A 20,967-nucleotide genomic window follows, 5' to 3' on the forward strand; every position below is an offset into this window, starting at 1 on the left:
GGAGAAACCCCTCATGACTCCCACCGCGCCCGCGAGACGCACCGCGCCCCGGCGGCGACTCGCCCTCGCCACCGCCCTGCTCTCGGCCGCGGCCCTGGTCGCCGCCTGCTCCGGCCCGCCCCGCGGCGCCGGCCAGGCGGCCGTACAGCTCTCCGCCGACACCCCGACGGCCAAGGGCGAGCTCGACTCCTTCACCTGGGCCACCTACGCCGAACCGCCCACCCTGGACTACGTCCAGGCCTTCGACTACCCGCAGAACACCGTGCTCTCCAACATCTGCGAGAGCCTGATGCGCTGGACCCCGGGGCTCACCCTGGCCCCCGGCCTGGCCGAGAAGGCCGCCAACCCCGACCCGACCACCTGGGTCTACGACCTGCGGTCCGGCGTGCACTTCCACGACGGCACGGTGATGACCGCCGACGACGTCGTGTTCAGCCTCGGCCGGCAGACGAACCCGGACAACGCGCCCGCCTGGGCCCAGGTGTTCCAGAACGTCGACTCCGTCACCGCGACCGGCCCGCTCCAGGTCACCGTCAAGCTCAAGCAGCCCGACTCCCAGTTCCCCCAGTACATGGCGACGGCCGCCGGCGTGGTCGCCGCCAGGGCCGGGGTGGAGGCCGCCGGCAAGGACTACGGCACCAGCGGCGGCCTCGACTGCACCGGCCCCTTCAAGCTGGGGAGTTGGGCCAAGGGCCAGTCGATCGAACTCCAGCGCTTCGACGACTACTGGGGTGCCAGGGCCAAGTCCCGGAAGGTCGTGTTCAGCTTCCTCACCGACGCCTCCGCCCGCACCAACGCGATGCTCACCGGCGACGTCGACGGCGGCTACCTGATCCCCACCGAGAGCTACGACCGGCTGAGGAAGGACGGCCCGGGCACGCTCTACTTCGGCGAGGGCCTGAGCACCGTCAACGTCAACGTCACCAGCATGCGGGGCCCGCTAGGCGACCTGCGCGTGCGTCAGGCGCTCTCCCTGGCGCTCGACCGCTCCGGCTTCGTCAGGACCGGCCTGGCCGGCGCCGGCACCGTGACCGGCTCCCTCACCACCAGGGCGGCCTGGGGCACGGCCCCCGACGAGGTCCGCAGGACGGCCTTCGACGGCCTCACCCCCACGGCGCAGGACATCGACAAGGCCAAGGCCCTGGTCAAGGAGGCCGGCGCGAGCGGCCGGACGATCGTCATGGCCACCAGCAGCATCGGCCAGGACGTCTCCCTGCTCGCCACCGCCGTCCAGGCCGCCGGGGCGAGGATCGGGCTGGACGTCCAGTTGAAGACGATCGCCCCGAACGCCTTCACCGCGCTGTTCACCGACCCCAAGGCGCGCGAGGGCATCGACCTGTTCCCGGAGACGTACTACGACTCCATCACCGACCCGCTCGACCTGCTCGTCAACTTCCGGACCGGCGCCTACCAGAACTTCGCCGGCTACAGCGACAAGGCCTACGACGACCTCGTCGACCAGGCCACCGCCGAGTACGATCCGGCCAGGCGCGGCGCGATCGAGGCGAAGCTCCAGCAGACCGCCTCCCAGCAGCTGCTGTGGATCCCGGTCGCCGAGTGGCCGACCGCGGTCTTCCTCAACAAGCGCATCACCGGCGCCCCCACCACCATCGCGTACATGTACTACCCGTGGGCCGCCGACGTGGGGGCCGCCCGGTGAACTTCCTGAGATTCGCCGCCCGGCGACTGGTGGAGATGGCCGCGACCCTGCTCGGCGCCTCCTTCGTGGTCTTCGGCGCGATGTACCTGGCGCCGGGCAGCCCGGCCGGTTTCCTCCTGTCGGGCCGGTCGGCCTCGCCGGCCGCCCTGCAGGCGATCAACGAGCAGTACCACCTCGACGACCCGTTCCTGGTCCGGTACTTCCGCTGGCTCGGCCAGGTGCTGCAGGGGGACTTCGGACGCTCCATCACCTACCGCACCGACGTCTCCAAGCTGCTCGCCGACCGGCTGCCGGCGACCCTGACGCTGGTGGCCATGGCCCTGGTGGTGGTCGTCGTCATCGGCCTGGCGCTCGGCTGGATCGGCGCGGTGCGCGGCGGCGCGACCGACTCGGCGATCCTGCTCTCCACCACGCTCGCCGTCGGCACCCCCTCCTTCGTCGCGGCCGTCCTGCTGCAGGGCCTGTTCGCGGTCAAGCTGGGCTGGTTCCCGACCGGCGGCAGCGGCGACGGCTTCGCCGACCTGCTGTGGCACCTCACCCTGCCCGCGATCGCCCTCGCGCTGTACCTGATCGGGATGCTCGCCCGGGTCACCCGCTCCGCGATGCTGGACGCGCTGGAGGGCGAGCACGTCACCGTCGCCCGCAGCCGCGGCGTACCCGAACGCGAGGTGATCCGCCGCCACGTGTTCCGCAACTCGCTGGGCACCGTGCTGACCACCGGCGGCCTGATCGTCTCCACCCTGCTGGTCTGCACGATCCTGGTGGAGTCGGCCTTCAGCGTCGGCGGCATCGGCCAGCTCCTCGAACTGTCCACCACCACCAAGGACTTCCCGACCGTCCAGGCCATCTCCCTGCTCGTCGTCGCCCTGTTCATGACCGTGAACCTGGTCGTCGACCTGCTCCACCCCCTGGTCGACCCCAGGGTCGCCCTCGGCACGAGGAGGTCCGACGCATGAGTGTCGCCCTCACCCGCCGGGCCGGCCTCGGCCGGCTCAAGGCCGCCCGCGCCCCGCTCCACCTGGCCTGCCTGGGCCTCGTCGCCCTGGTGGTGCTCGCCGCCCTGCTCGCCCCCTGGATCGCACCGGACGACCCCAACGCCGTCGACCTCGGCAACGCGCTCGCCGGCCCCTCGCCCGACCACCTGCTCGGCGTCGACGCCGCCGGCCGAGACACCCTCTCCCGGCTCCTGCTCGGAGCCCGCACCTCCCTGCTCGGCCCGCTCGGCGTGGTCGCCTTCTCCACCGTCGCCGGGGTCGCCGTCGGCCTGGCCGCGGGCTGGCGCGGCGGCTGGCTCGACTCCGTCCTCTCCCGCAGCACCGAACTCGTCTTCGCCTTCCCCGGCATGCTGCTCGCCATCCTGATCGTCTCGGTGTACGGGGAGGGCCTGCTCGCCCCCGTCATCGCCCTGGCGGTCGCCTACCTGCCGTACGTCTCCCGGCTCACCCGCTCGCTCGTCCTCGCCGAACGGTCCCGGCCCTACATCAGCGCCTACCAGGTCCAGGGCCACTCCACCGCGCAGATCTGCCTGCGGCACGTCCTGCCCAACATCGCCCCCACCGTCCTCGCCCAGTCCACGATCAACTTCGGGTACGCCCTGATGGACCTCGCGGGCCTCTCCTTCCTCGGGCTCGGCGTCCCCGCGCTCACCCCCGACTGGGGGCGGATGGTCTTCGACGGCCAGACCGCGATCCAGCACGGCTACCCGCTCTCCGCGATCCTGCCGTGCGTGCTCATCGTGCTCACCGTGGTCGCCTTCAACGTCGTCGGCGAGCGCTGGGCCGACCGTGTCGCCCGGAGGACGCCATGAACCGCGACAACGACGAGACGAACCGCGGCAACCACGAACCGGAGCAGCGCGTGAACGCCCTCGACATCAGGGGCCTGCGCCTGCGCCTGCCCGGCACCGCCCGACCCGTGCTCGACGGGGTCGACCTCACCGTGGCCCCGGGGGAGACCGTCGCCCTGGTCGGCGAGTCCGGCTCCGGCAAGAGCCTCACCTCCCGCAGCGCCCTCGGCCTGCTGCCGCCCGGCGCCACCGCCGAGGGCGAGGTCCTGGTCGACGGGGAGTCCGTCCTGACCATGGGCCCCGAACGGCTGCGCGCCCTGCGCGCCGGCCGGGCCGCCATGATCTTCCAGGACCCCAGGGCGGCCATCAACCCGCTGCGCCGCGTCGGCGACTTCCTCACCGAGAGCGTCCGCCTCACCGGCACCATGGGCCGGGAGGACGCCGACCGGCGCGCCGCCGAGCTGCTCGACGCCGTCGGCCTCGGCCCGGAACTGCTGCGCCGCCACCCCGGGCAGCTGTCCGGCGGCATGCTCCAACGCGTCATGATCGCCGCGGCGCTGATGGGCGACCCGGTCCTGCTGCTCGCCGACGAGCCCACCACCGCCCTCGACGTCACCAGCCAGGCCGAGGTCATCGCACTCCTCGACCGGCTGCGCCGACGCTTCGGCACCGGCCTGCTGTTCGTCACCCACGACCTCGGCCTCGCCGCCGCCATCAGCGACCGCGTCCACGTCATGTACGCCGGGCGGATCGTCGAGACGGGCCCCGCCGGAGCGCTCTTCGACCGGCCCCGCCACCCCTATACCGCGGCACTGCTGGCCTCCACCCCCGGGCTGGAGTCCGGCAGCCGCCGACTCGCCGCGATCGACGGCCAACCGCCGGACCTGCGCGAGGAGTTGACCGGATGCGCGTTCGCCGCGCGATGCCGGTACGCGACCGCCCGGTGCCGCGAGGAGACCCCGGTGGCGCACCCGGTCGCCTGCCACCACCCGCTCGAAGGGAGCCGCGCCGATGCCTGAGGCCGTACTGGAGGTCACCGGGCTGTGCCGGACCTTCGGCACCGTACGCGCGGTGGACGACGTCTCCTTCGCCCTCCCCGCCGGCGGATCGCTCGGCATCGTGGGCGGGTCGGGATCCGGCAAGACCACCACCGCCCGGATCGTCGTCGGCCTCGAACAGGCCGACGAGGGGCGGGTCACCGTCCGGGGCCGGGCCCGCGGCGGCCGGGTGCGGGGGAGGGCCGAGCGGCTGGCCCGCGCCCGCGAGGTCCAGATGGTCTTCCAGGACCCGTACCTCTCCCTGGACCCGCGCACCAGCGTCGAGGCCGTGCTCCGCGAGACCCTGCGGCTGCACTTCCCCGGCACCGACCACGAGGCCCGGATCCGGGAGCTCCTCGACCAGGTCGGCCTCGGCACCCGGGCGGCCGACGCGCTGCCCCGGCAGCTCTCCGGCGGCCAGCGCCAACGCGTCGCTGTCGCCCGGGCGCTGGCCGTCCAGCCGGCCGTCCTGGTGCTGGACGAGGCGGTCGCCGCACTGGACGTGTCGGTGCAGGCGCAGGTCCTGAACCTGCTCGCCGACATCCGCGAACAGACCGGCATCGGCTACCTCTTCATCACTCACGACCTCGGCGTCGTCCGCTGCGTGACCGACGAGGTCATCGTCATGCGCCACGGACGGATCGTCGAATCCGGCCCCACCGCCCACGTCCTGGACTCCCCGCAGCACGCCTACACCCGGCTGCTGCTGGAGTCCGTCCCCCGGCCCGGCTGGGATCCCGACCGGATCGCCGCCGCGCGCCGCGCCTTGTAAGACGGCCCCGGGCCCGGCGGGTGGTGGGACCCGCCGGGCCCGCGGGCGACCGAGCACCACCGGCGGCGACGCCGGGCCGCGGCGAACCCGCCGGCCCCGGCGCCGCCGCCGCAGGAAGGACGACCGTGCAGGTCATCACCGACGACACCCGCGCGACCGACCGGGCCGCGCACCGAGCCCCCCGCCGCCGTTGGCGGTTCGCCGCCGTCCTGGCGGCGGTCATCACCCTCTGCGGATCGGGGATCGGGCTCTACCTCAACGAGCGCGACACCCGCGAGCAGACCAGGGAACTCGCGATCCCCTCGACGCCCGACTGGATCGAACTGGACGTCACCGCCCAGGACGTCGACCCGACCGCCCAGCAGCTGACCCTCTACGTCACACCCGTCCCGCACGGCAGGTTCGCCGCCGGGCCGGACTCCCAGACGTTCGCCCGCCCCGTCGAGATCACCGTCACCGGCACCCCCAAGGTGACCATCCGGGCGGCCGAGGGGGAGGCCGCGGCCTCCCAGCTCGTCCAGGTGGGAACGTACGACGGCACCAAGACGGACTACCCGTTCGACCGCTACCGCGCCGAGGCCGGCTTCACCGCCACCAGCGGGGGCGCGGCCGTGCCGGTCGGCCTGGTCCTCACCGACACCGACCCGTTCTTCGTGCTGCGTCCGCAGGTCGCGACCGCGAGCAGCGGTGCCGTGACCCTGGACACGAGGATCACCCGGTCCCGCAGCACCTTCATCCTCTCCTGGTTCATGATCGTGGCCATGTGGGCCATCGCCCTGGCCGTCCTCGGCGCCGCCGAGGTGCTGTACCGCAAGCGCGAGGGGCTGGTCTGGCCCTCCCTGGGCTGGATGGCGGCGAGCCTGTTCGCCCTGATCGGCATGCGCAACGCGGCCCCCGGGGCGCCGCCGATCGGATCACTGATCGACTACGTGGCGTTCTTCTGGGCCGAGGGCATCATCGCCGCCAGCCTGGCCTGCACCGCCTGGTCCGGCATCCGCACCGAGCACCGGCTGCGTCGCGAGCGGGAGGCGGCCGCCTAGGTCCCCGAGCGGATTCCCCCGAACGGCGGGTGCGTGCCGTGCCGGAATCTGATGTTCCGGTCAGTAGCCTGCGGAGCCGAACCCGACAACCAACCGGAACGAGGCTCCATGGCTCACCCCCGGCCGTCCCGCCGTTCACTCCTGCAGTCCGGGGCCGCGCTCGCCGCCCTGGCCCTGACCGGCGGCTGCTCCTCCGACGGAGGATCGGAGGAGCAGCCCGGTCAGAGCGGTACGGCCTCGGGCGCGGCCCCCTCCGCGAGCCCGGCGGCCGGCGGCTGGGCCATGCCGGCCGAGTCCGACCCGCACACCCGCACCTTCATGGCCTGGCCGGCGCTGGAGGAGGTGTGGGGCGACCAGCTGCCCGCCGTGCGGCAGGACATCGCGGGGCTGGCCCAGGCGGTCGCCGGCTTCGAACCGGTCGTCCTGCTGGCCCGCCCCGACCAGGCGGCCCAGGCCCGGCAGGCCTGCGGCTCCTCGGTCGAGGTGCTCGAACTGAAGGTCGACGACCTGTGGGCCCGGGACACCGGCCCGACCTTCGTCACCGGCCCGCAGGGCCTGGCCGGGGTCGACCTCAACTTCAACGGCTGGGGCGACAAGCAGACCCACGCCAATGACAGCCTGGTCGCCCGCTACCTCCTCGACCACTACCGCATCACCCGCGTCCAGGCGCCGATCACCGGCGAGGGCGGCGGCATCGAGGTGGACGGCGAGGGCACGCTGATGGCCACCGAGAGCTCGTGGGTCAACGGCAACCGCAACCCCGGCAAGTCCCGCGACCAGATCGAGGCGAGCCTCAAGGGCCTGCTCGGCGTCGAGAAGGTGATCTGGTTCCAGGGCGTCGCCGGGCAGGACATCACCGACTGCCACGTCGACGCCCTCGCCCGCTTCGCCGAGCCGGGCACCGTGGTCCTGCACCGTCCCGCCGCCGACGCCCCGCCGGACGTCTGGACCACCGCCTCCACGCAGGCACTCCAGGTGCTCCGGACGGAGACCGACGCCAAGGGCCGCACGCTCCAGGTGGTCGACCTCCCCGAGCCCGACCTCGGCCTGATCCCCGGCGCGGGCAAGGACTTCCTGGCCACGTACATCAACTACTACGTCTGCAACGGGGGCGTCATCGTCCCGCGCTTCGGGGACCAGGCCGCCGACGACCGGGCGGCCGGTATCATCGGCGACCTCCACCCGGGCCGCAAGGTCACCCAGGTCGGCATCAACCACATCGCCGCGGGCGGCGGGGGCATCCACTGCGCCACCCAGCAGCAGCCCGTCGCGCCGGGCTCCACCCCGTGACCGCTCGGGCGGCGGACGGTCCGGCGGTGCGGGGCCGGGCGGCGGACGGCCGGGCCGCGGACCGTCAGGCGGCGGACGGCCCGGCGGTGGACGACAGCGAGTCCAGCAGGGTCCGCAGCACCCGCTCGGAGTCCACCGTCCCGTCCAGCGACCCGATGGCGGCGAGCCCGTCCACGGCGGCGGCGAAGGCCTCCCCGAGGGGGACGGGGTCGGTGCCGTCGCCGCGTTCGTCCACCAGGCACCGGAACAGCCGTACGAAGGAGGCGCGCCAGCGCGCGTACTCGGCCTCCAGGCTCGCGCGGACGCGTTCGTCGTTGAGGGCGAGCCAGTGCAGGGCGGCGTGCAGTCGGGCCAGGTCGGGGCTCTCGGGCCGGGTGAGCAGTGCCAGGACCCGCTCGGAGCGCTCGGCGTAGCCGCCGGGCCCGGCGACCGCCTCCTCCAGCGGTGTGATCCACTCGGGCCGGATGTCCGCCACGACCGCGACGATCAGGTCGGTGCGGTCGGCGAAGTGGTAGTGGCACATCCCGTGCGAGACCCCGCACAGCGCGGCCACGTTGCGGGTGGTGAACCGCCCGGCGCCGTCGCCCGCGAGCAGGGTGCGGGCCGCCGCGATCAGCCGGGCCCGGGTCTGCTCGCCCTTGGCGGAAGCGCGTGTCCGGCCGGGGCCGCCCGCCGCGGAGGCCGTTCGCGCGGCCGTGCCTGTCGCCTGTGTCGCCATGGCCGTCACTGTAACGACCGGGGGTGCCTCTCCGGGGCGCATCGGGAACGATGGCTGCGCAAAGTATTGACCGAGCGCTTGGCCAGTTTTATTTTTTCGGTCAACTGCTGGACCAGCAGCGGACTCTGACAGGGAGACAGTGATGGAAGACAGCTCCAGACCCCACGCGGAGCTCGACGGACAGCTCGGCCGACGGCGGTTCCTGACCGCCGCCGGGATCGTCGTCGCCGGCACCGCGCTGACCGCCGCGACCGGCGGGCAGGCCCTGGCGGCCCGGCGCCGCACCACCGCCGGACCGGCCGTCGCCGCCGGCTTCCGGGTGCCGCTGGACACCGTCCGGCACACCCGCACCTGGATGGCCTGGCCGGACTCCACCACCATCTGGCGCAACAAGCTCGGCGGCGTCCAGTCGAACATCGCCCTCATCGCGAAGACCATCGCCAAGTACGAGCCGGTCACCCTGTGCGCCAACCCGGCCAGTGTCGCCAAGGCGCGGTCGATGTGCGGATCGACCGTCACCGTCATCGGGGACATCCCGGTCGACGACTGCTGGATGCGCGACACCGGCCCGGTCTTCCGCACCGACGGCGCGGGCGGCCTGGACACGATCGGCCTCAACTTCAACGGCTGGGGCAACCACCAGAACCCGCACGGCAACGACGCCCTGGTGGCCCAGCGCGTCGCCGCCTACCTCGGCCTGCCGTTCACCGCGGCCGGGCTGGTCGCCGAGGGCGGCGCCATCGAGACCGACGCCGCCGGGACGCTGATGGCCACCCGGAGCAGCGTCCTGAACGCCAACCGCAACCCCGGCATGTCCCAGGCCGCGGTCGAGAGCGCGATGTGCGCCGCGTACGGCGCCACCAAGGTGATCTGGTTCGACGGCGTCGCCGGCCAGGACATCACCGACGACCACGTGGACGCCACCTCCCGCTTCCTCGGCGCGGGGGCGGCCGCGGTCCAGATGCCGCTGGCGAGCGACACCGACGCCTGGTCGAACGACGCGCGGCAGCAGTACCGGATCCTGACCACCTCCAGCAGCGCCCAGGGAACCCCGTTCGCGGTGAGCCGGATCCAGGGGCCCGACTACAACCTCATCCGCTCGACCGACCCCAACTTCGTCGGCTCCTACGCCAACTACTACCTGTGCAACGACGCGGTGATCGCGGCGCAGTTCGGCGACACCAAGGCCGACAGCGCGGCCAGGGCCGCCCTCGCCCGGCTGTTCCCCGGCCGCACCGTCGAACAGCTCAACATCGACAGCCTGGGCGCGGGCGGCGGCGGGATCCACTGCGTCACCCAGCAGCAGCCCGTGGTGTGAGGAGACGGGGCCGGGTCCGGTCCGCCGACCGGACCCGGCCCCGAGCGCCGTGCCGACCCGTCCCGGCGTCACGGCGAGCCGGCCCGGCGCCCGCTCAGCCCAGGGCGGGGATGTCGTGGGTGGCGCAGTGGATGCCCCCGCCGCCGGCCGCGATCGCGTCGAACTTGACCGGCACGATCTCCCGGCCCGGGAAGTACTGCTTCATGATCTGCTGGGCCCGGTCGTCGGCCCGGGCGTCGCCGAACTTCGGCAGGTAGACGCCCTTGGTGCCGATGTAGAAGTTCATGTACGAGGAGACGAAGGCGTCACCGCGCCCGGTGATCTTGTCCGGGTCCGGCTGCTGGAGCTCCACCACCTGGAGCTTGCGGCCCGTCGCGTCGGTGGCGTCCTTGAAGACGGCGCGGGCCTGGTCGGCCGAGCGGGACCAGACGTCCGGCGGGGTGCCGGGAAAGGCCTGGTCGAGCAGGACCACGCCGGGGGCGGCGAAGCGGGTCAGGCAGTCGACGTGGGCGTCGGTGATGTCCTTGCCCTTGACGCCCGCCAGCCAGATCACCTTGGTCACGCCGAGGACCCGCTTCAGCTCCGCCTCGATCTGGTCCCGGCTCATGCCCGGGTTGCGGTTGTCGTTGACGACGGAGCTCTCGGTCACCATCAGGGTGCCCAGGCCGTCGGTCTCGAAGGAGCCGCCCTCGGCGACCAGCCGGGTCTCGACCCGCTCCACGCCGTACTTGGCCAGCACCGTCCTGGCGACCTTGGCGTCGTTGCCGCGCTGCTGCTTGCCGCCCCAGCCGTTGAAGTTGAAGTCGACGCCCTTGACCGTGCCGCCCTCCTCGACGAACACCGGCAGGGTGTCCCGGGCCCACAGGTCGTCGACGGCGATCGGCACCACCTCGACGGCCGAGCCGCAGGCCTTCTGGGCGGCGTCCTTCTGCTCGGGGCGGGCCATCAGCACGACCGGTTCGCGCGCCGCGATCGCCTGGGCCAGGCCGGCGACGTCCCGGCGGACGTCCGGGAGCTGGTCGCCCCAGATGTTCTCGGAGGCAGGCCAGGACATCACGGTGCGCAGGTGCTTCTCCCACTCGGCGCCGAAGCGGCGCACGCCGGGGGTGCCGCCGGGCCGCGGGGGCGGCACGGTGCCGTCGCCGACCCCGAGGTCGTTGGGGTCGCAGGCGGTGAGGCCGAGGGTGAGGGCGCCGACACCGGCGCCGACACCGGCGAGGCGGCGCATCAGGGTACGGCGGGACAGGGCAGAGGACATACGGGCACTCCGGCTGGTGGTCGGTGCGGTGGACGAGGTGTGCGGTAGGGCGGCCACGGGGGCCGCGTGGGTCACAGGGGCCACGCGGGCGGTGGCGGGTCGGCGGCTACGGCAGGGGCTCGTGCATGGTCGAGCAGTGGATGCCGCCGCCGCCGGCCATCAGGCGGTCGACGTCGAGCTGCACCACCTCGCGGCCGGGGAAGGCCGCGGCGAGCGCCTCCTTGGCCGCGGCGTCCTTGGACGCGTCGCCGAACTGGGCGGTGATGACGCCCCCGTTGACGAGGTGGAAGTTGAGGTAGGAGTCGACGAACTTGGAGCTGCGGGAGCGGACGGTGTCCGGGCCGTGCACCGGGACGACCTGCAGGCGGCGGCCCCGGGCGTCGGTGGCGGCGGAGAGGATCGCGAACTGCTCGCGGGCGTCCCGCGCCCAGGCGTCGTTGCGGTCCGCGGGCGGCAGCTGCACCATCACCACGCCGGGGCGGACGAACCGGGAGGTGACGTCCACGTGGTCGTCGGTGATGTCCTGGCCCTTGATGCCCGGCAGCCAGATCATGGCGTCCGCGCCGTAGGCCTCCAGGACGGCCTCCTCGATCTCGTCCCGGCTCATGCCGCGGTTGCGGTTCTTGTTGACCAGGCTGCTCTCGGTGGCCATTACGGTGCCGTCGCCGTCGGTCTCGATCGCGCCGCCCTCGCCGACGAAGTCCGCGTAGGAGTGGCGCAGGCCGCGGCGGGTGGCGAGGCGCTCGGCGACCCGGGCGTCGTCGTGGTGCACCTGCTTGTTGCCCCAGCCGTTGAAGTTGAGGATCACGGCGTCCAGGCCGCCGTAGCCGTCCCGGCGGAACACCGGCGCGGTGTCGCGCATCCACAGGTCGTCGGTGGGGATGGCGCTGATCACCTCCACCCCGGAACCGCACCAGGACTGGGCCTTGTCGGCGGTCCAGTCGTCGGGGGCGCACATCACCACCGGCTCGAACTCGGCGATCGTCCGGGCGATCAGGGCGATGTCCTCCTGGACGCCGCCCAGACGCAGTCCCCACACGCCCCTGCGGGACGGCCAGGACATCCAGGTCCGCGCGTGCGGGACGTCGTCCGCCGGCACCCAGGGGTAGGGCCCGCTGGAACGGTCGTCGGGGTAGTGGGTCATGAGGCTCTCCAGATCGTGCGACGGTGCCGGGCCGGGTGCCGGGGGCCGCCGACTCCCACTCTTCGCGCCGCGATGCGGCGGCGCACCACGGGGGAGGACCGGCGGCAGCACCCTGTCCGCGGCTTCAGGCTCGCACTGACTGAAAAATCAGTCAAACTCGGAGGCAGGTCATAACGCATCCTTGACGGGCTCGCTGCGTGGAGTGACGCCCCGGTCACGCCATCGGTGACGTCCCGAGCAGACGTCCCGGAGTGGACGTCCCCGGAGTAGACCTCCCCGAGCGGACGTCCCCGAGCGGTCCGTGCGGCTCAGGACCCGAGCCGGGCCACCTCGACGTCGATCGCCTCGGCCAGGAGCGTGCGGGCGTGCGCCAGCGGCAGGCTGCCGCTCAACCAGCGCGTGCTCAGCCCCTCCAGCAGTGCCGTCAGCCGCTCCGCCGCGCCGGCCAGCGCGACCGCCGAGGACATCGGCTGCACACCGCCGAGCAGTTCCGCGATCTCCTGCACCCAGATCCTGGTGGCCCGCGCCAGGTCCTCCCGCAGCGTCTCGTCGAACACCGCGCTCGCCCGCAGCTCGCCCCAGGCGGTGCTGTTCTCCCGCACCTCGGGGGTGTCCTGGAGCTCCAGCAGCAGGGTCTGCTCCAGCTCCTCGCGGGGCGTCAGCGGCGGCGCGTCCGCGGCGCGTTCGGTCGCGTACCGCTCCGCCCGGTCGTTGATGAACTCCAGCGTCTGCCGGAGGATCCCCGTCCGGTCCTTGAAGTGGTAGTAGATCAGCGCGGTGGACACCCCCGCCTCGGCCGCGAGCTCCTCCACCCGCAGCCCGCGCACCCCACGCCGCGCGATCACCCGCGCCGCTGCTTCCATGATCGACGTTTTACGACTGGCCACGATCGACCACCTTACCGGGGGCGCGAACGCCCGGTCCCGCCCTCCGGCTGACCGACTGATCAGCCGCGGGGGACCAGATGCGACGCCATGCCCGGGCGTGGCCGCGGAGCCGGCGCGCGAGGCCCGCTCCGGGCTCCCCGTCCGTCCGCTCCCGTCGGGGCCCCCACCGCGCTGACCTCGGACGCGGCCGCCGGGCCGGGGTCGACGGCCGGGATCACGACATGTGACGCAGGTCACGCCGCACGCAGAACCCGTACGTCGGATCGCGCGTCTGGCTGGTGTGAGATCACGCAGGAGAGCACTGGACGACTTGGACGAGGAACGCCTCCTCCGGCTGGTGGCGAAGGGCGACCGCCCGGCGTTCGACGAGCTGTACCGGCGCACGTCGCCATGGCTGGCGGTGCGGCTGCGCCGCCGCTGCACGGACGAGCAGATCGTCGCCGAGGTCATGCAGGAGACCTATCTCGCGGTGTGGCGCGCGGCCGGCGCGTTCGCCGGGAGCGCGGTCGGCGGGACGGCCGTCGGGTGGCTGTGGACGATCGCGGCGCGCCGCCTCGTCGACGCGTTCCGGCGCCGCGCCCACCACGCCGAACCGCCGGTCGCCGCCGCCGAGCGGGCGGTGGTGCCCGCGGCGGAGGAGGAGGCGCTCGCCGGGACCGTCGGCGGCGACGTCGGCGACGCCCTGCGGCGGCTGGCGCCGGAACTCCGAGAGGTACTGCAGGCCACGGTGCTCGACGGGCTCTCCGTCCGGGAGACCGCCGTCCTGCTCAGACTGCCCGAAGGCACGGTCAAGACCCGTGCCCGCCGGGCCCGGATCGCGATGCGGGAGGCGCTGGCATGAGCGAGCGAAGCACGGGGGTCCCCCCGGCCGAAAGCTGGGGGAGAGCCGCAGAGGGGTGCGCGTGGGCGCATGCCTCCGCCGAGCGCGGCGAGGTGGGCGCATGAGCGGGGAGCACGCGTCCAGGCGGTTGATCGACGACTACGCGCGCGGTGACACGGCGATGGCGGCGGACACGGTCTGGGCCCTGGAGGCCCACCTGGAGACGTGCGCGCCGTGCCGGAGCCACCTGGCGGCCGCCGTGGCCACCGAGGCGCCCGGCATCGCCGCGCTCGTCGACACCGTCCGGGCCGGTCTGGAACCGCGGTTGGACGCGGCGGTCACGAGGCCCTCGCGGTGGCACCGTCCGAGCTGGGTGTCGTCCTGGCTGACGCCGGTCATGACCCCGTGGCTGGCGATGACCGCCGTCCTCACCCTGGTGGCGCTGCTGCTGGACGCGGCCGCGCCGTCGGACTTCCTCGGCGGTTCCTCGGTGGTGTCGCTGCTGGCGCCGGTACTGCCGCTGTGCGGTGTCGCCGCGTCGTGGTCGAGCGGCCTGGACCCGGCACACGAACTGACCGCCTCGACCGCCCGGGCCGGCCTGCCCCTGCTGCTCAGGCGCACCACCTCGGCCCTGGTCGTCGTCCTGCCCGCGCTGCTGCTGGGGGGATGGCTGACCGGAGCCACGACGGCCGCGCAGTGGCTGCTGCCCTCCCTGGCCTTCACCTCCACCGCCCTGGCCCTGGGCAGCGTGATCGGGGTGACCCGCGCCGCCGTCGGGCTGGCGGTCGCGTGGGGCGTCGCCGTCGTCGCACCCACCGCGGTCGCCGGCCGCTTCCCCTCCGTCCTCCAACTGGCCCTGCAACCGGACCGGTTGCCCCTGTGGGGGCTGCTCCTCGCACTCGGCGCCGGCGCCGTGATCGCCCGCCGGGACGCGTACTCGACGCTGTGAAACCCATGTCCACCATCGAAAGGGACCACCGCATGACACCCGTGACGAGCGCGGCCGACACCGCGCCGAAGACCTACGCCTGGGAGATCCGGGCCGGCGGCCTGAGGGTACGCGTCGGACGGACCACAATGGCCGTCGACGGGCTCGACCTCTCCCTGGGCACCGGCGCCCACGGCGTGCTGGGGCCCAACGGGGCGGGGAAGACCACCCTGATCCGGACGCTGGCCACGGTGCTGCGCCCCACCGAGGGCGAACTGGAGATCCTCGGCACCTCCTTGCGCGGGGCGGGCGACCTCCGGGCCCTGCGCCGCCGCATCGGCTACCTGCCGCAGGACTTCGGCTACTACAAGCGCTTCACGGTGCGCGAGTTCGTCGAGTACATGGCCTGGTTGAAGGAGGTCCCGAAGGCGGACATCCCCGAGGCCGTCCAGCGCGCCGTGGAACGGGTGGGCCTGGCGGACCGCGCCGACCACCGGATGAAGACCCTGTCCGGCGGCATGGTGCGCCGGGCCGGCATCGCCCAGGCCATCGTCAACTCCCCGGCCGTGCTGCTGCTGGACGAGCCGACGGCCGGGCTCGACCCGGCACAGCGGCTGCGCTTCCGCGAACTGCTCCAGGACCTGGGCCGCGACACCTGCGTGGTCGTCTCCACCCACCTGGTCGAGGACGTCGCGGCCGCCTGCTCCGACGTGGTCCTCTTCGCCGACGGCCGCCTCGTCTTCCAGGGCACCCCGGACGAACTCGCCGCCGCGGGCAGCCCCGAGCACCCGGGCGACAGCCCCCTGGAGCGCGGCTACTCGGCGCTGCTCCGCAACTCCGGCCGGCAGGGCGGTGCCTGGTGAACGGACGTGTGCTGCGCACCGAGCTGAAGCGCTCGGCCGCCCCGTGGGCCGGCGCCGCCGTCCTGGGCGGCAGCCTGGCGGTCTTCTTCCTGATCGACGGAATCTGGTGGAGGGGCACCGCCGGGTGGACGGCCCAGTGGACCACCATGGCCCTGTGGACCCGTTCCCTGCTGGCCTTCTGGCTGCCGCTCGTGGTCGGCATCGGGGCGGTCTACGGACTGCGTGAACCCCGCTCGCGGATGACCGAACTGCTGGCGACCACACCGCTGCCGGCCTGGCGCCGCGCGGCGCTGCCGACGGGTGCGCTCGCGCTCGCCCTGGCGGCGGGCTTCGGCCTCCTCGTCCTCACCGGCGGGGTGCGGGTGGCGCTCGGCCCGACCACCTACACGGGCCTCGGCTGGCTGCCGATCCCGCTGGTGGCGGTCCTGGGCCTCGTCGCGGCCGGCGTGTTCGCCATGGGCGTCGCCCGGACGCTGCCCTCCGTCCTCACCCCGCCGGCCCTGGTGGTGGCCTGCCTCGTGATGACGAACATGCTGCGGGCGCGGATCGAAGGGGAGGTGCCGACGACCAGGACGTCGAACCGGCTCGGCCTGCTGTCCCCGGTGACCGCGGACCCGCGGCAGATGCTGCTGACCCTGTCCGGCTCCGTCCACCTCGGCCAGACCATCTGGCTGCTCGGCCTGCTCGCCACCGGCCTCGTGCTGCTGGCCGCCGCCACCCGCCGGGCCCGGCTGCTCGCGGTCGCTCCCGCCCTGGCCGGCGCGGCCGCGGCCCTGCTGATCCTGCCGGCCGCCGCCCGCGACAGCTACGTCGTCGACAAGGCCGCCGCGGCCATGGTGTGCGACGGGCCGGTGTGCGTGACCCAGGCGAGCCGGTCCCACCTGGCCGAGCTCGCGCCGCGCGGCCGGGAGGCGCTGAGCGTGCTGCACGACGTCCTGGGCGACGGGGCGCCGACCTCCGTGCGGGAGGACACCGCACTGCGCGCGCTCGGCGATCCCCGCTCGCTCCCCGCCGACGCGGTGCCGGTCGACTTCGACGATCAGCTGTTCATCGATGCGACCGGCAAGGACCTGACCCGCGCGCTGGTCGCCCAGGGACTGGCACCGAGCTGCCACCCCCGCACCTCCCGGGAGGGCGGGGGACAGGACGACGTCGCCCTCCAGAGCATCGCCGTGAGCTGGGCCCTCGGTGAGCCCGCCCTCCGGCCGATGGAGGAGAAGGCCACCGACGAGTACTCGCGCCGGACCTGGGCCGCCGCCGAGGCCGCCTGGCAGGGCCTGAAGGGGCTGGCGCCGGCCGAGCAGCGCGCGCGGATCGCCGAGCTGCGCACCGCGGCCCTCTCCTGCACGGCGCGGCTGCGCGAGCTGCCGGCGGGGGGTGCGGCGCGATGAGGTGGCTGACGCTGTACGCGCGTTCACGGCAGGTGCCCGCCTCGGCCGCCGCCGTCACGCTGGTCGCACTGGCGGTGTGGATCTTCACCCGGGGCGACGGCACGGGTGCGACGGCCGCGATGGACCCGGCGGCCGCGATGGACCCGACCGCGTTCTTCGTGCTCGCCGCGAGCGTGGCGGCCGGCTCCGTCGGGTTCGGCGGGCAGGACCTCGCCCTGGACCGGACGGCCGCGATCCGGTGGGCGCCCCGCCGGGCGGCGCACACGCTGCTGATCGGCGCGGTCGCCGGTGCGGCGCTGATGGCGCTCCAGGCGGTGGGCCCGAGGTTCGTCCCCACCGAGGTCGTCGTCCGGGACAGCGCGGGCCTGGTCGGCCTGGCCGCGCTCGGGGCGGTGCTCTGCGGGGCGCACCTGGCCTGGACCCTGCCGACCGGCTGGCTCGCGTTCACCGTCCTCGTCCCGCCGCTGCCGCCCCACACCGTGGGAAAGGCGGTCGGTTGGATGACCTCTCCCCCCGGCACGGAGGCGTCCACCTGGGCCGCGGTGGCGCTGCTGGTGACGGGCGGCACGCTGTACGCCGTGGCCGGCCCGAGGCGCTGACGGGCACGCCGGCCGAAGCCGCCGGGTGATCGTCAACGGGCCTATCGCCCACCGGAGTTACGGGCTGACGGCGGGCCGCCGTTCGCGGATCGTTCACCGTGTGCCAAGGCGTGGTTGGTGGAATCCTCCTGTCGGTACACCAACAAGAAGGAGTGTCTCCCTTGACCGCTCATCACAGGCACGGCGCCCGCTCACGAACGCTCTCGGCCCTGACGGCACTGGCGGCGGCGCTGTGCGGGGTCGTCGGCACCACCGCGCTCTCCACCACCCCGGCGGCCGCCGCCGACCAGCGTCGCCCGGTCTACGCCATCGCGCACCGGGTCGACACCCTGGACGGTGTGGACGCCGCGATCAACCACGGCGCCAACGCCATCGAGATCGACGTCTGCGCCTGGTGGAACCCGAACGAGTGGCGCGCCTACCACGACTGCTCCTCGGCCGGCGAGAACCGGCTCGGCCCCAGCTTCGACAGCATGCTCGACCGCATCGTCTCCAACGCCAACGCGGGCCGCCGGCTGTCGCTGGTCTGGCTGGACATCAAGGACCCCAACTACTGCGGCGAGGAGCCCAACCGCACCTGCAGCGTCGCCGGACTGCGCGACAAGGCCCAGCGGCTGACGGCCGCCGGCATCCAGGTGCTCTACGGCTTCTACGAGTACCACGGAGGCAGCACCCCGGACGTCGGCGGCCGGGGCTGGAAGAGCCTGGAGGGCAAGCTCGGCCCGCTGGAGGGCATCACCACGACCGGCACCCGCGACCAGGTGCAGAGCGCCTTCGCCAGGTCCGGCGCCGGGTTCCCGGCCGGCCGCCGGGCGATGGACTACGGCGACAGCGACATCACCAAGGGCTTCGGCAACTGCACGGAGGCCACCTACAACACCTGCGCGGAACTGAAGAAGGGAGCGTCCGACCGGGCCGCCGGACGGCTCGCGGCCACCCTGTCCTGGACCACCACCTACAACGACCCCTGGTACGTCGACAAGCTGCTGGGCGACGCGCAGGTGGACGGCATCATCGCCGGCTACGGCGCCTTCACCGGCGTGCGGGAGTACGACAACAGCTGGCAGTGCGCCAACGCCGTCAACCTGGTCCGGGACTGGGTCAACCGCCACAGCGGGACCCACCGCATGGCCACCAGCGGTGACCGCCTGTTCAAGTAGGCGACCCGGAGGGGCCGAACCGGGTGGGGGGGGGGGGGGGCCGGCCGGGGCCCCCCCCCCCCCCCCCCCCCCCCACCCGGGATTCCGCCCTCTCGTCCACACCCCGGGCAGGATGTCGGCACCTGGGGATGTGATCCCGAAGTCGTAAACCTGACGGCGCAGTTCGGCCCCGCAGACCGGTACCTTCGGCGGATGCGCCCGGTCGGCCGGGCCGCCTAGCGTCGCCCCGACGGCCTGCCGAACACCCGAGGGGAACCACCGTGATCCGCGCCGCCAAGCCGGCCGCCGCCCTGGCGGCGCTGGCCCTGACCCTCCTCGCCGCGCCCTCCGCCCCGGCGGTCGCGGCGGGCGCCGACCGCGTCACCGGCGTGACCGGCCAGACCGGCGAGGCCCGAGCGGCCGGCGACGCCGCCGACCCGCTCGCCGCGCTGCGCCGCCAACAGCCCGTCTGGCACCCGTGCCGAACCGGCCCGCAGGACACCGCCGGCGCCGAACTCGACGACGCCGGCGCCCGCTGCACCGAGGTCAGCGTCCCGCTCGACCACCGCCGGCCGGACGGCCCGACCCTGAGCATCGCCCTCTCCCGGCTGCCCGCCACCGACCCCGCCCACCGCCTGGGCGCCCTCTTCTACAACCCGGGCGGCCCCGGCGTCCCCGCCCGACACCTCAGCCTCGCCCTGAGCCTGGCCGCACCCGCCCTCGCCGCCCGCTACGACATCGTCGCCATGGACCCGCGCTTCGTCGGTGCCAGCACCCCGCTCGACTGCGGCTGGCCCACCAGCGGCCCGGGGTCGGCCGGCCCCACCCGCGCGACCTTCGAGCGGTCCGCCGCACTCGCCGAGGACCTGGCCGGCCGCTGCGCGCCGTACCGCGACGTTCTGCCGCACGTCTCCACCCGCGAAACCGCCCGGGACATGGACCTGGTGCGTGCCGTCCTCGGCGAGCGGACGATCGCCTACCTGGGCTCCTCCTACGGCAGCTACCTCGGCGAGGTGTACCTGGAGCTGTTCCCCGAGCGGGTCGGACGGGCGGTGCTCGACGCCGCCCTGGACCCCGACCGCTTCGGCCCCGACCTGACCGCCACCCAGGGCCCCGCGATGGACGCCGCGCTCACCGCGTGGGCGGAGTGGACGTCCCGCCACGACGACCGCCACCACCTGGGCACCAGCACCGCCCGGGTGCTGGCCGCGGTGGAGCGGGTCCGCCGGCAGACCGAGCGGGCCCCACTGACGGTCGGCACCCACCGGGTCGACGCCCGCATCCTGCCGCAGGTGCTGTGGACGGTGTCGGCCAGCGACGACACCGCCGCCTACACGGAGTTCGCCGACCTCGTGCGCGTCCTGGCCGACGCCGCCGAAGGCCGGACCGCCGAGCCGACCGCGCTGCTGGAGGCCGTGCTCACCGGCCTGGAGGCCCCCGACACGGGCGGGTCCGCTGCCGTGCAGACCGCGATCATGTGCGCGGACCGCGCCGCCTCGCGCGACCCGCTCGCCTACTACCGGGACGTCCAGGCCCACCGCGCCGACGAGCCGCTGTTCGGCCCGCTCACCCGCAACCTCACCCCCTGCACCTTCTGGCCCGCGCAGCCCGCCGAACCGCCCACCCGGGTGCGCAACGCCGTACCCGTCCTGCTGGTGGGCGCCGACGGCGACCCGGCCGCGACCCGCGCCGGCCAGCTCTCCGCCCACCGGGCCCTGACCGGCTCCCGCCTCGTGACCCTGCGCGGCGCCTTCCACCACACCGTCTACGCGGGCATGTTCGCGCCGCGGGACGCCTGCATGGACGCGGCCGTCGACCGCTACCTCCTGGACGGCCTCCTGCCCGCCCAGGACACCGACTGCATCGCCGCCCGCCCGTGAGGCGGCGAACCGGCACGGGCTACCGGGCGGCGCAGGGCGTTTGTCTTGGGCGCCGAGGAGGAGTACTGTCTCCCAGTCGCTCGACTGGGAGCACCGGACACGCATCGGCGCGGACGGTCCCGGGGCGGCCAATCCTTTGAACCAACACTTCCCGGCGCGGGCGGATCTGTCATGGGCAGATACGGCCCGGTCTGAATGTGGCGTGTTCATTTAATCGGATTGCGGCCGATTCGCTTTTCGGAGCAGGGCTCGGCTAAGGTTTGAAACGTCGAACGGGGCGCAAGCGCCGGACGACACCAGCAAATCGGAAGTGGAAAGCACCGGTAAACGGGGCGGAAAACGTCTGGTAAGCTGGAAACACGAAAGAACGAAGCCCGGAGGGTCCGCTGGAAGGCGGTCCGAAGGAAGCGTCCGTTCCTTGAGAACTCAACAGCGTG

General features: G+C 73.7%; 19 protein-coding genes. 15 read left to right on the forward strand and 4 right to left on the reverse strand.

Annotated features, from left to right (window positions below):
• Nucleotides 1-13: 13 nt before the first annotated feature.
• From ACFWP2_RS37300 to ACFWP2_RS37330, 7 genes are all read left to right on the forward strand, one after another.
• Nucleotides 14-1,660: an ABC transporter substrate-binding protein gene (locus tag ACFWP2_RS37300; RefSeq protein WP_380460130.1), complete on the forward strand. Its 1,647-nt coding sequence runs from the start codon at nt 14-16 to the stop codon at nt 1,658-1,660.
• The gene (locus ACFWP2_RS37305; protein ID WP_380460132.1) at nt 1,657-2,616 is read left to right on the forward strand and encodes an ABC transporter permease; all 960 of its coding nucleotides are present in this window, start codon (nt 1,657-1,659) and stop codon (nt 2,614-2,616) included. The genes ACFWP2_RS37300 and ACFWP2_RS37305 overlap by 4 nt, the downstream gene beginning before the upstream one ends.
• On the forward strand, nt 2,613-3,467 hold the full coding sequence (locus ACFWP2_RS37310; protein ID WP_380460134.1) for an ABC transporter permease: 855 nt from the start codon (nt 2,613-2,615) through the stop codon (nt 3,465-3,467). Before ACFWP2_RS37305 ends, ACFWP2_RS37310 begins: the two co-directional genes overlap by 4 nt.
• A complete protein-coding gene (locus ACFWP2_RS37315; RefSeq protein ID WP_380460136.1) occupies nt 3,464-4,465 on the forward strand; it encodes an ABC transporter ATP-binding protein in 1,002 nt (333 codons plus the stop codon). The genes ACFWP2_RS37310 and ACFWP2_RS37315 overlap by 4 nt, the downstream gene beginning before the upstream one ends.
• On the forward strand, nt 4,458-5,255 hold the full coding sequence (locus ACFWP2_RS37320) for an ABC transporter ATP-binding protein (protein ID WP_380460138.1): 798 nt from the start codon (nt 4,458-4,460) through the stop codon (nt 5,253-5,255). The genes ACFWP2_RS37315 and ACFWP2_RS37320 overlap by 8 nt, the downstream gene beginning before the upstream one ends.
• Nucleotides 5,256-5,380: 125 nt before the next feature.
• A complete protein-coding gene (locus tag ACFWP2_RS37325; RefSeq protein ID WP_380460140.1) occupies nt 5,381-6,295 on the forward strand; it encodes a DUF4436 family protein in 915 nt (304 codons plus the stop codon).
• A gap of 108 nt (nt 6,296-6,403) precedes the next feature.
• Nucleotides 6,404-7,585, forward strand: coding sequence for an agmatine deiminase family protein (locus ACFWP2_RS37330; RefSeq protein ID WP_380460142.1), 1,182 nt, complete (start codon nt 6,404-6,406; stop codon nt 7,583-7,585).
• A 64-nt stretch (nt 7,586-7,649) separates the two neighbouring features.
• On the opposite strand, the gene ACFWP2_RS37335 is transcribed toward ACFWP2_RS37330, so the two are convergent.
• Nucleotides 7,650-8,303, reverse strand: a complete 654-nt coding sequence (locus ACFWP2_RS37335) for a TetR/AcrR family transcriptional regulator (protein ID WP_380460144.1) — start codon at nt 8,301-8,303, stop codon at nt 7,650-7,652.
• A gap of 142 nt (nt 8,304-8,445) precedes the next feature.
• Here ACFWP2_RS37335 and ACFWP2_RS37340 point away from each other — a divergent pair, with 142 nt between their 5' ends.
• Entirely contained in the window at nt 8,446-9,621 is a 1,176-nt protein-coding gene (locus tag ACFWP2_RS37340) for an agmatine/peptidylarginine deiminase (protein ID WP_380460146.1), read from the forward strand.
• A gap of 94 nt (nt 9,622-9,715) precedes the next feature.
• Here the strand turns inward: ACFWP2_RS37340 and ACFWP2_RS37345 are convergent, their stop codons facing one another.
• From ACFWP2_RS37345 to ACFWP2_RS37355, 3 genes are all read right to left on the reverse strand, one after another.
• Nucleotides 9,716-10,879 carry an agmatine/peptidylarginine deiminase gene (locus ACFWP2_RS37345; protein ID WP_380460148.1) on the reverse strand — a complete coding sequence of 388 codons (1,164 nt, stop codon included), beginning with the start codon at nt 10,877-10,879 and terminating at the stop codon, nt 9,716-9,718.
• Nucleotides 10,880-10,985: 106 nt separating this feature from the next.
• Nucleotides 10,986-12,023: an agmatine/peptidylarginine deiminase gene (locus ACFWP2_RS37350; protein WP_380460150.1), complete on the reverse strand. Its 1,038-nt coding sequence runs from the start codon at nt 12,021-12,023 to the stop codon at nt 10,986-10,988.
• Nucleotides 12,024-12,331: 308 nt separating this feature from the next.
• On the reverse strand, nt 12,332-12,886 hold the full coding sequence (locus ACFWP2_RS37355; protein WP_380460152.1) for a TetR/AcrR family transcriptional regulator: 555 nt from the start codon (nt 12,884-12,886) through the stop codon (nt 12,332-12,334).
• 361 nt (nt 12,887-13,247) lie between these two features.
• Here ACFWP2_RS37355 and ACFWP2_RS37360 point away from each other — a divergent pair, with 361 nt between their 5' ends.
• The 7 genes from ACFWP2_RS37360 to ACFWP2_RS37390 all read left to right on the forward strand — a co-directional run bounded on the left by ACFWP2_RS37360 (nt 13,248) and on the right by ACFWP2_RS37390 (nt 20,530).
• A complete protein-coding gene (locus ACFWP2_RS37360; RefSeq protein WP_380460166.1) occupies nt 13,248-13,751 on the forward strand; it encodes an RNA polymerase sigma factor in 504 nt (167 codons plus the stop codon).
• A 100-nt stretch (nt 13,752-13,851) separates the two neighbouring features.
• A complete protein-coding gene (locus tag ACFWP2_RS37365; RefSeq protein ID WP_380460154.1) occupies nt 13,852-14,679 on the forward strand; it encodes a zf-HC2 domain-containing protein in 828 nt (275 codons plus the stop codon).
• Nucleotides 14,680-14,711: 32 nt separating this feature from the next.
• Nucleotides 14,712-15,521: an ABC transporter ATP-binding protein gene (locus tag ACFWP2_RS37370; protein ID WP_380460156.1), complete on the forward strand. Its 810-nt coding sequence runs from the start codon at nt 14,712-14,714 to the stop codon at nt 15,519-15,521.
• Nucleotides 15,518-16,912 (forward strand): hypothetical protein, encoded by a 1,395-nt coding sequence (locus ACFWP2_RS37375; protein WP_380460158.1) that lies wholly within the window; start codon nt 15,518-15,520, stop codon nt 16,910-16,912. The genes ACFWP2_RS37370 and ACFWP2_RS37375 overlap by 4 nt, the downstream gene beginning before the upstream one ends.
• Complete coding sequence (locus tag ACFWP2_RS37380; protein WP_380460160.1) at nt 16,909-17,511, forward strand: hypothetical protein; 603 nt, start codon at nt 16,909-16,911, stop codon at nt 17,509-17,511. Before ACFWP2_RS37375 ends, ACFWP2_RS37380 begins: the two co-directional genes overlap by 4 nt.
• A 161-nt stretch (nt 17,512-17,672) precedes the next feature.
• Nucleotides 17,673-18,671 carry a phospholipase gene (locus ACFWP2_RS37385; RefSeq protein WP_380460162.1) on the forward strand — a complete coding sequence of 333 codons (999 nt, stop codon included), beginning with the start codon at nt 17,673-17,675 and terminating at the stop codon, nt 18,669-18,671.
• Between the two features lie 260 nt (nt 18,672-18,931).
• Nucleotides 18,932-20,530 (forward strand): alpha/beta hydrolase, encoded by a 1,599-nt coding sequence (locus tag ACFWP2_RS37390; RefSeq protein WP_380460164.1) that lies wholly within the window; start codon nt 18,932-18,934, stop codon nt 20,528-20,530.
• Nucleotides 20,531-20,967 lie beyond the last annotated feature (437 nt).

It is taken from the genome of Kitasatospora sp. NPDC058444 (assembly GCF_042721415.1).
Lineage (GTDB): Bacteria > Actinomycetota > Actinomycetes > Streptomycetales > Streptomycetaceae > Kitasatospora.

Bases quoted from the DNA above. Each gene is read 5' to 3' on its own strand.
- ACFWP2_RS37300 (WP_380460130.1), top strand. From the start codon at position 14: ATGACTCCCACCGCGCCCGCGAGACGCACCGCGCCCCGGCGGCGACTC.
- ACFWP2_RS37310 (WP_380460134.1), top strand. From the start codon at position 2,613: ATGAGTGTCGCCCTCACCCGCCGGGCCGGCCTCGGCCGGCTCAAGGCC.
- ACFWP2_RS37315 (WP_380460136.1), top strand. From the start codon at position 3,464: ATGAACCGCGACAACGACGAGACGAACCGCGGCAACCACGAACCGGAG.
- ACFWP2_RS37320 (WP_380460138.1), top strand. From the start codon at position 4,458: ATGCCTGAGGCCGTACTGGAGGTCACCGGGCTGTGCCGGACCTTCGGC.
- ACFWP2_RS37330 (WP_380460142.1), top strand. From the start codon at position 6,404: ATGGCTCACCCCCGGCCGTCCCGCCGTTCACTCCTGCAGTCCGGGGCC.
- ACFWP2_RS37335 (WP_380460144.1), bottom strand. From the start codon at position 8,303: ATGGCGACACAGGCGACAGGCACGGCCGCGCGAACGGCCTCCGCGGCG.
- ACFWP2_RS37340 (WP_380460146.1), top strand. From the start codon at position 8,446: ATGGAAGACAGCTCCAGACCCCACGCGGAGCTCGACGGACAGCTCGGC.
- ACFWP2_RS37345 (WP_380460148.1), bottom strand. From the start codon at position 10,879: ATGTCCTCTGCCCTGTCCCGCCGTACCCTGATGCGCCGCCTCGCCGGT.
- ACFWP2_RS37350 (WP_380460150.1), bottom strand. From the start codon at position 12,023: ATGACCCACTACCCCGACGACCGTTCCAGCGGGCCCTACCCCTGGGTG.
- ACFWP2_RS37355 (WP_380460152.1), bottom strand. From the start codon at position 12,886: ATGGAAGCAGCGGCGCGGGTGATCGCGCGGCGTGGGGTGCGCGGGCTG.
- ACFWP2_RS37365 (WP_380460154.1), top strand. From the start codon at position 13,852: ATGAGCGGGGAGCACGCGTCCAGGCGGTTGATCGACGACTACGCGCGC.
- ACFWP2_RS37370 (WP_380460156.1), top strand. From the start codon at position 14,712: ATGACACCCGTGACGAGCGCGGCCGACACCGCGCCGAAGACCTACGCC.
- ACFWP2_RS37380 (WP_380460160.1), top strand. From the start codon at position 16,909: ATGAGGTGGCTGACGCTGTACGCGCGTTCACGGCAGGTGCCCGCCTCG.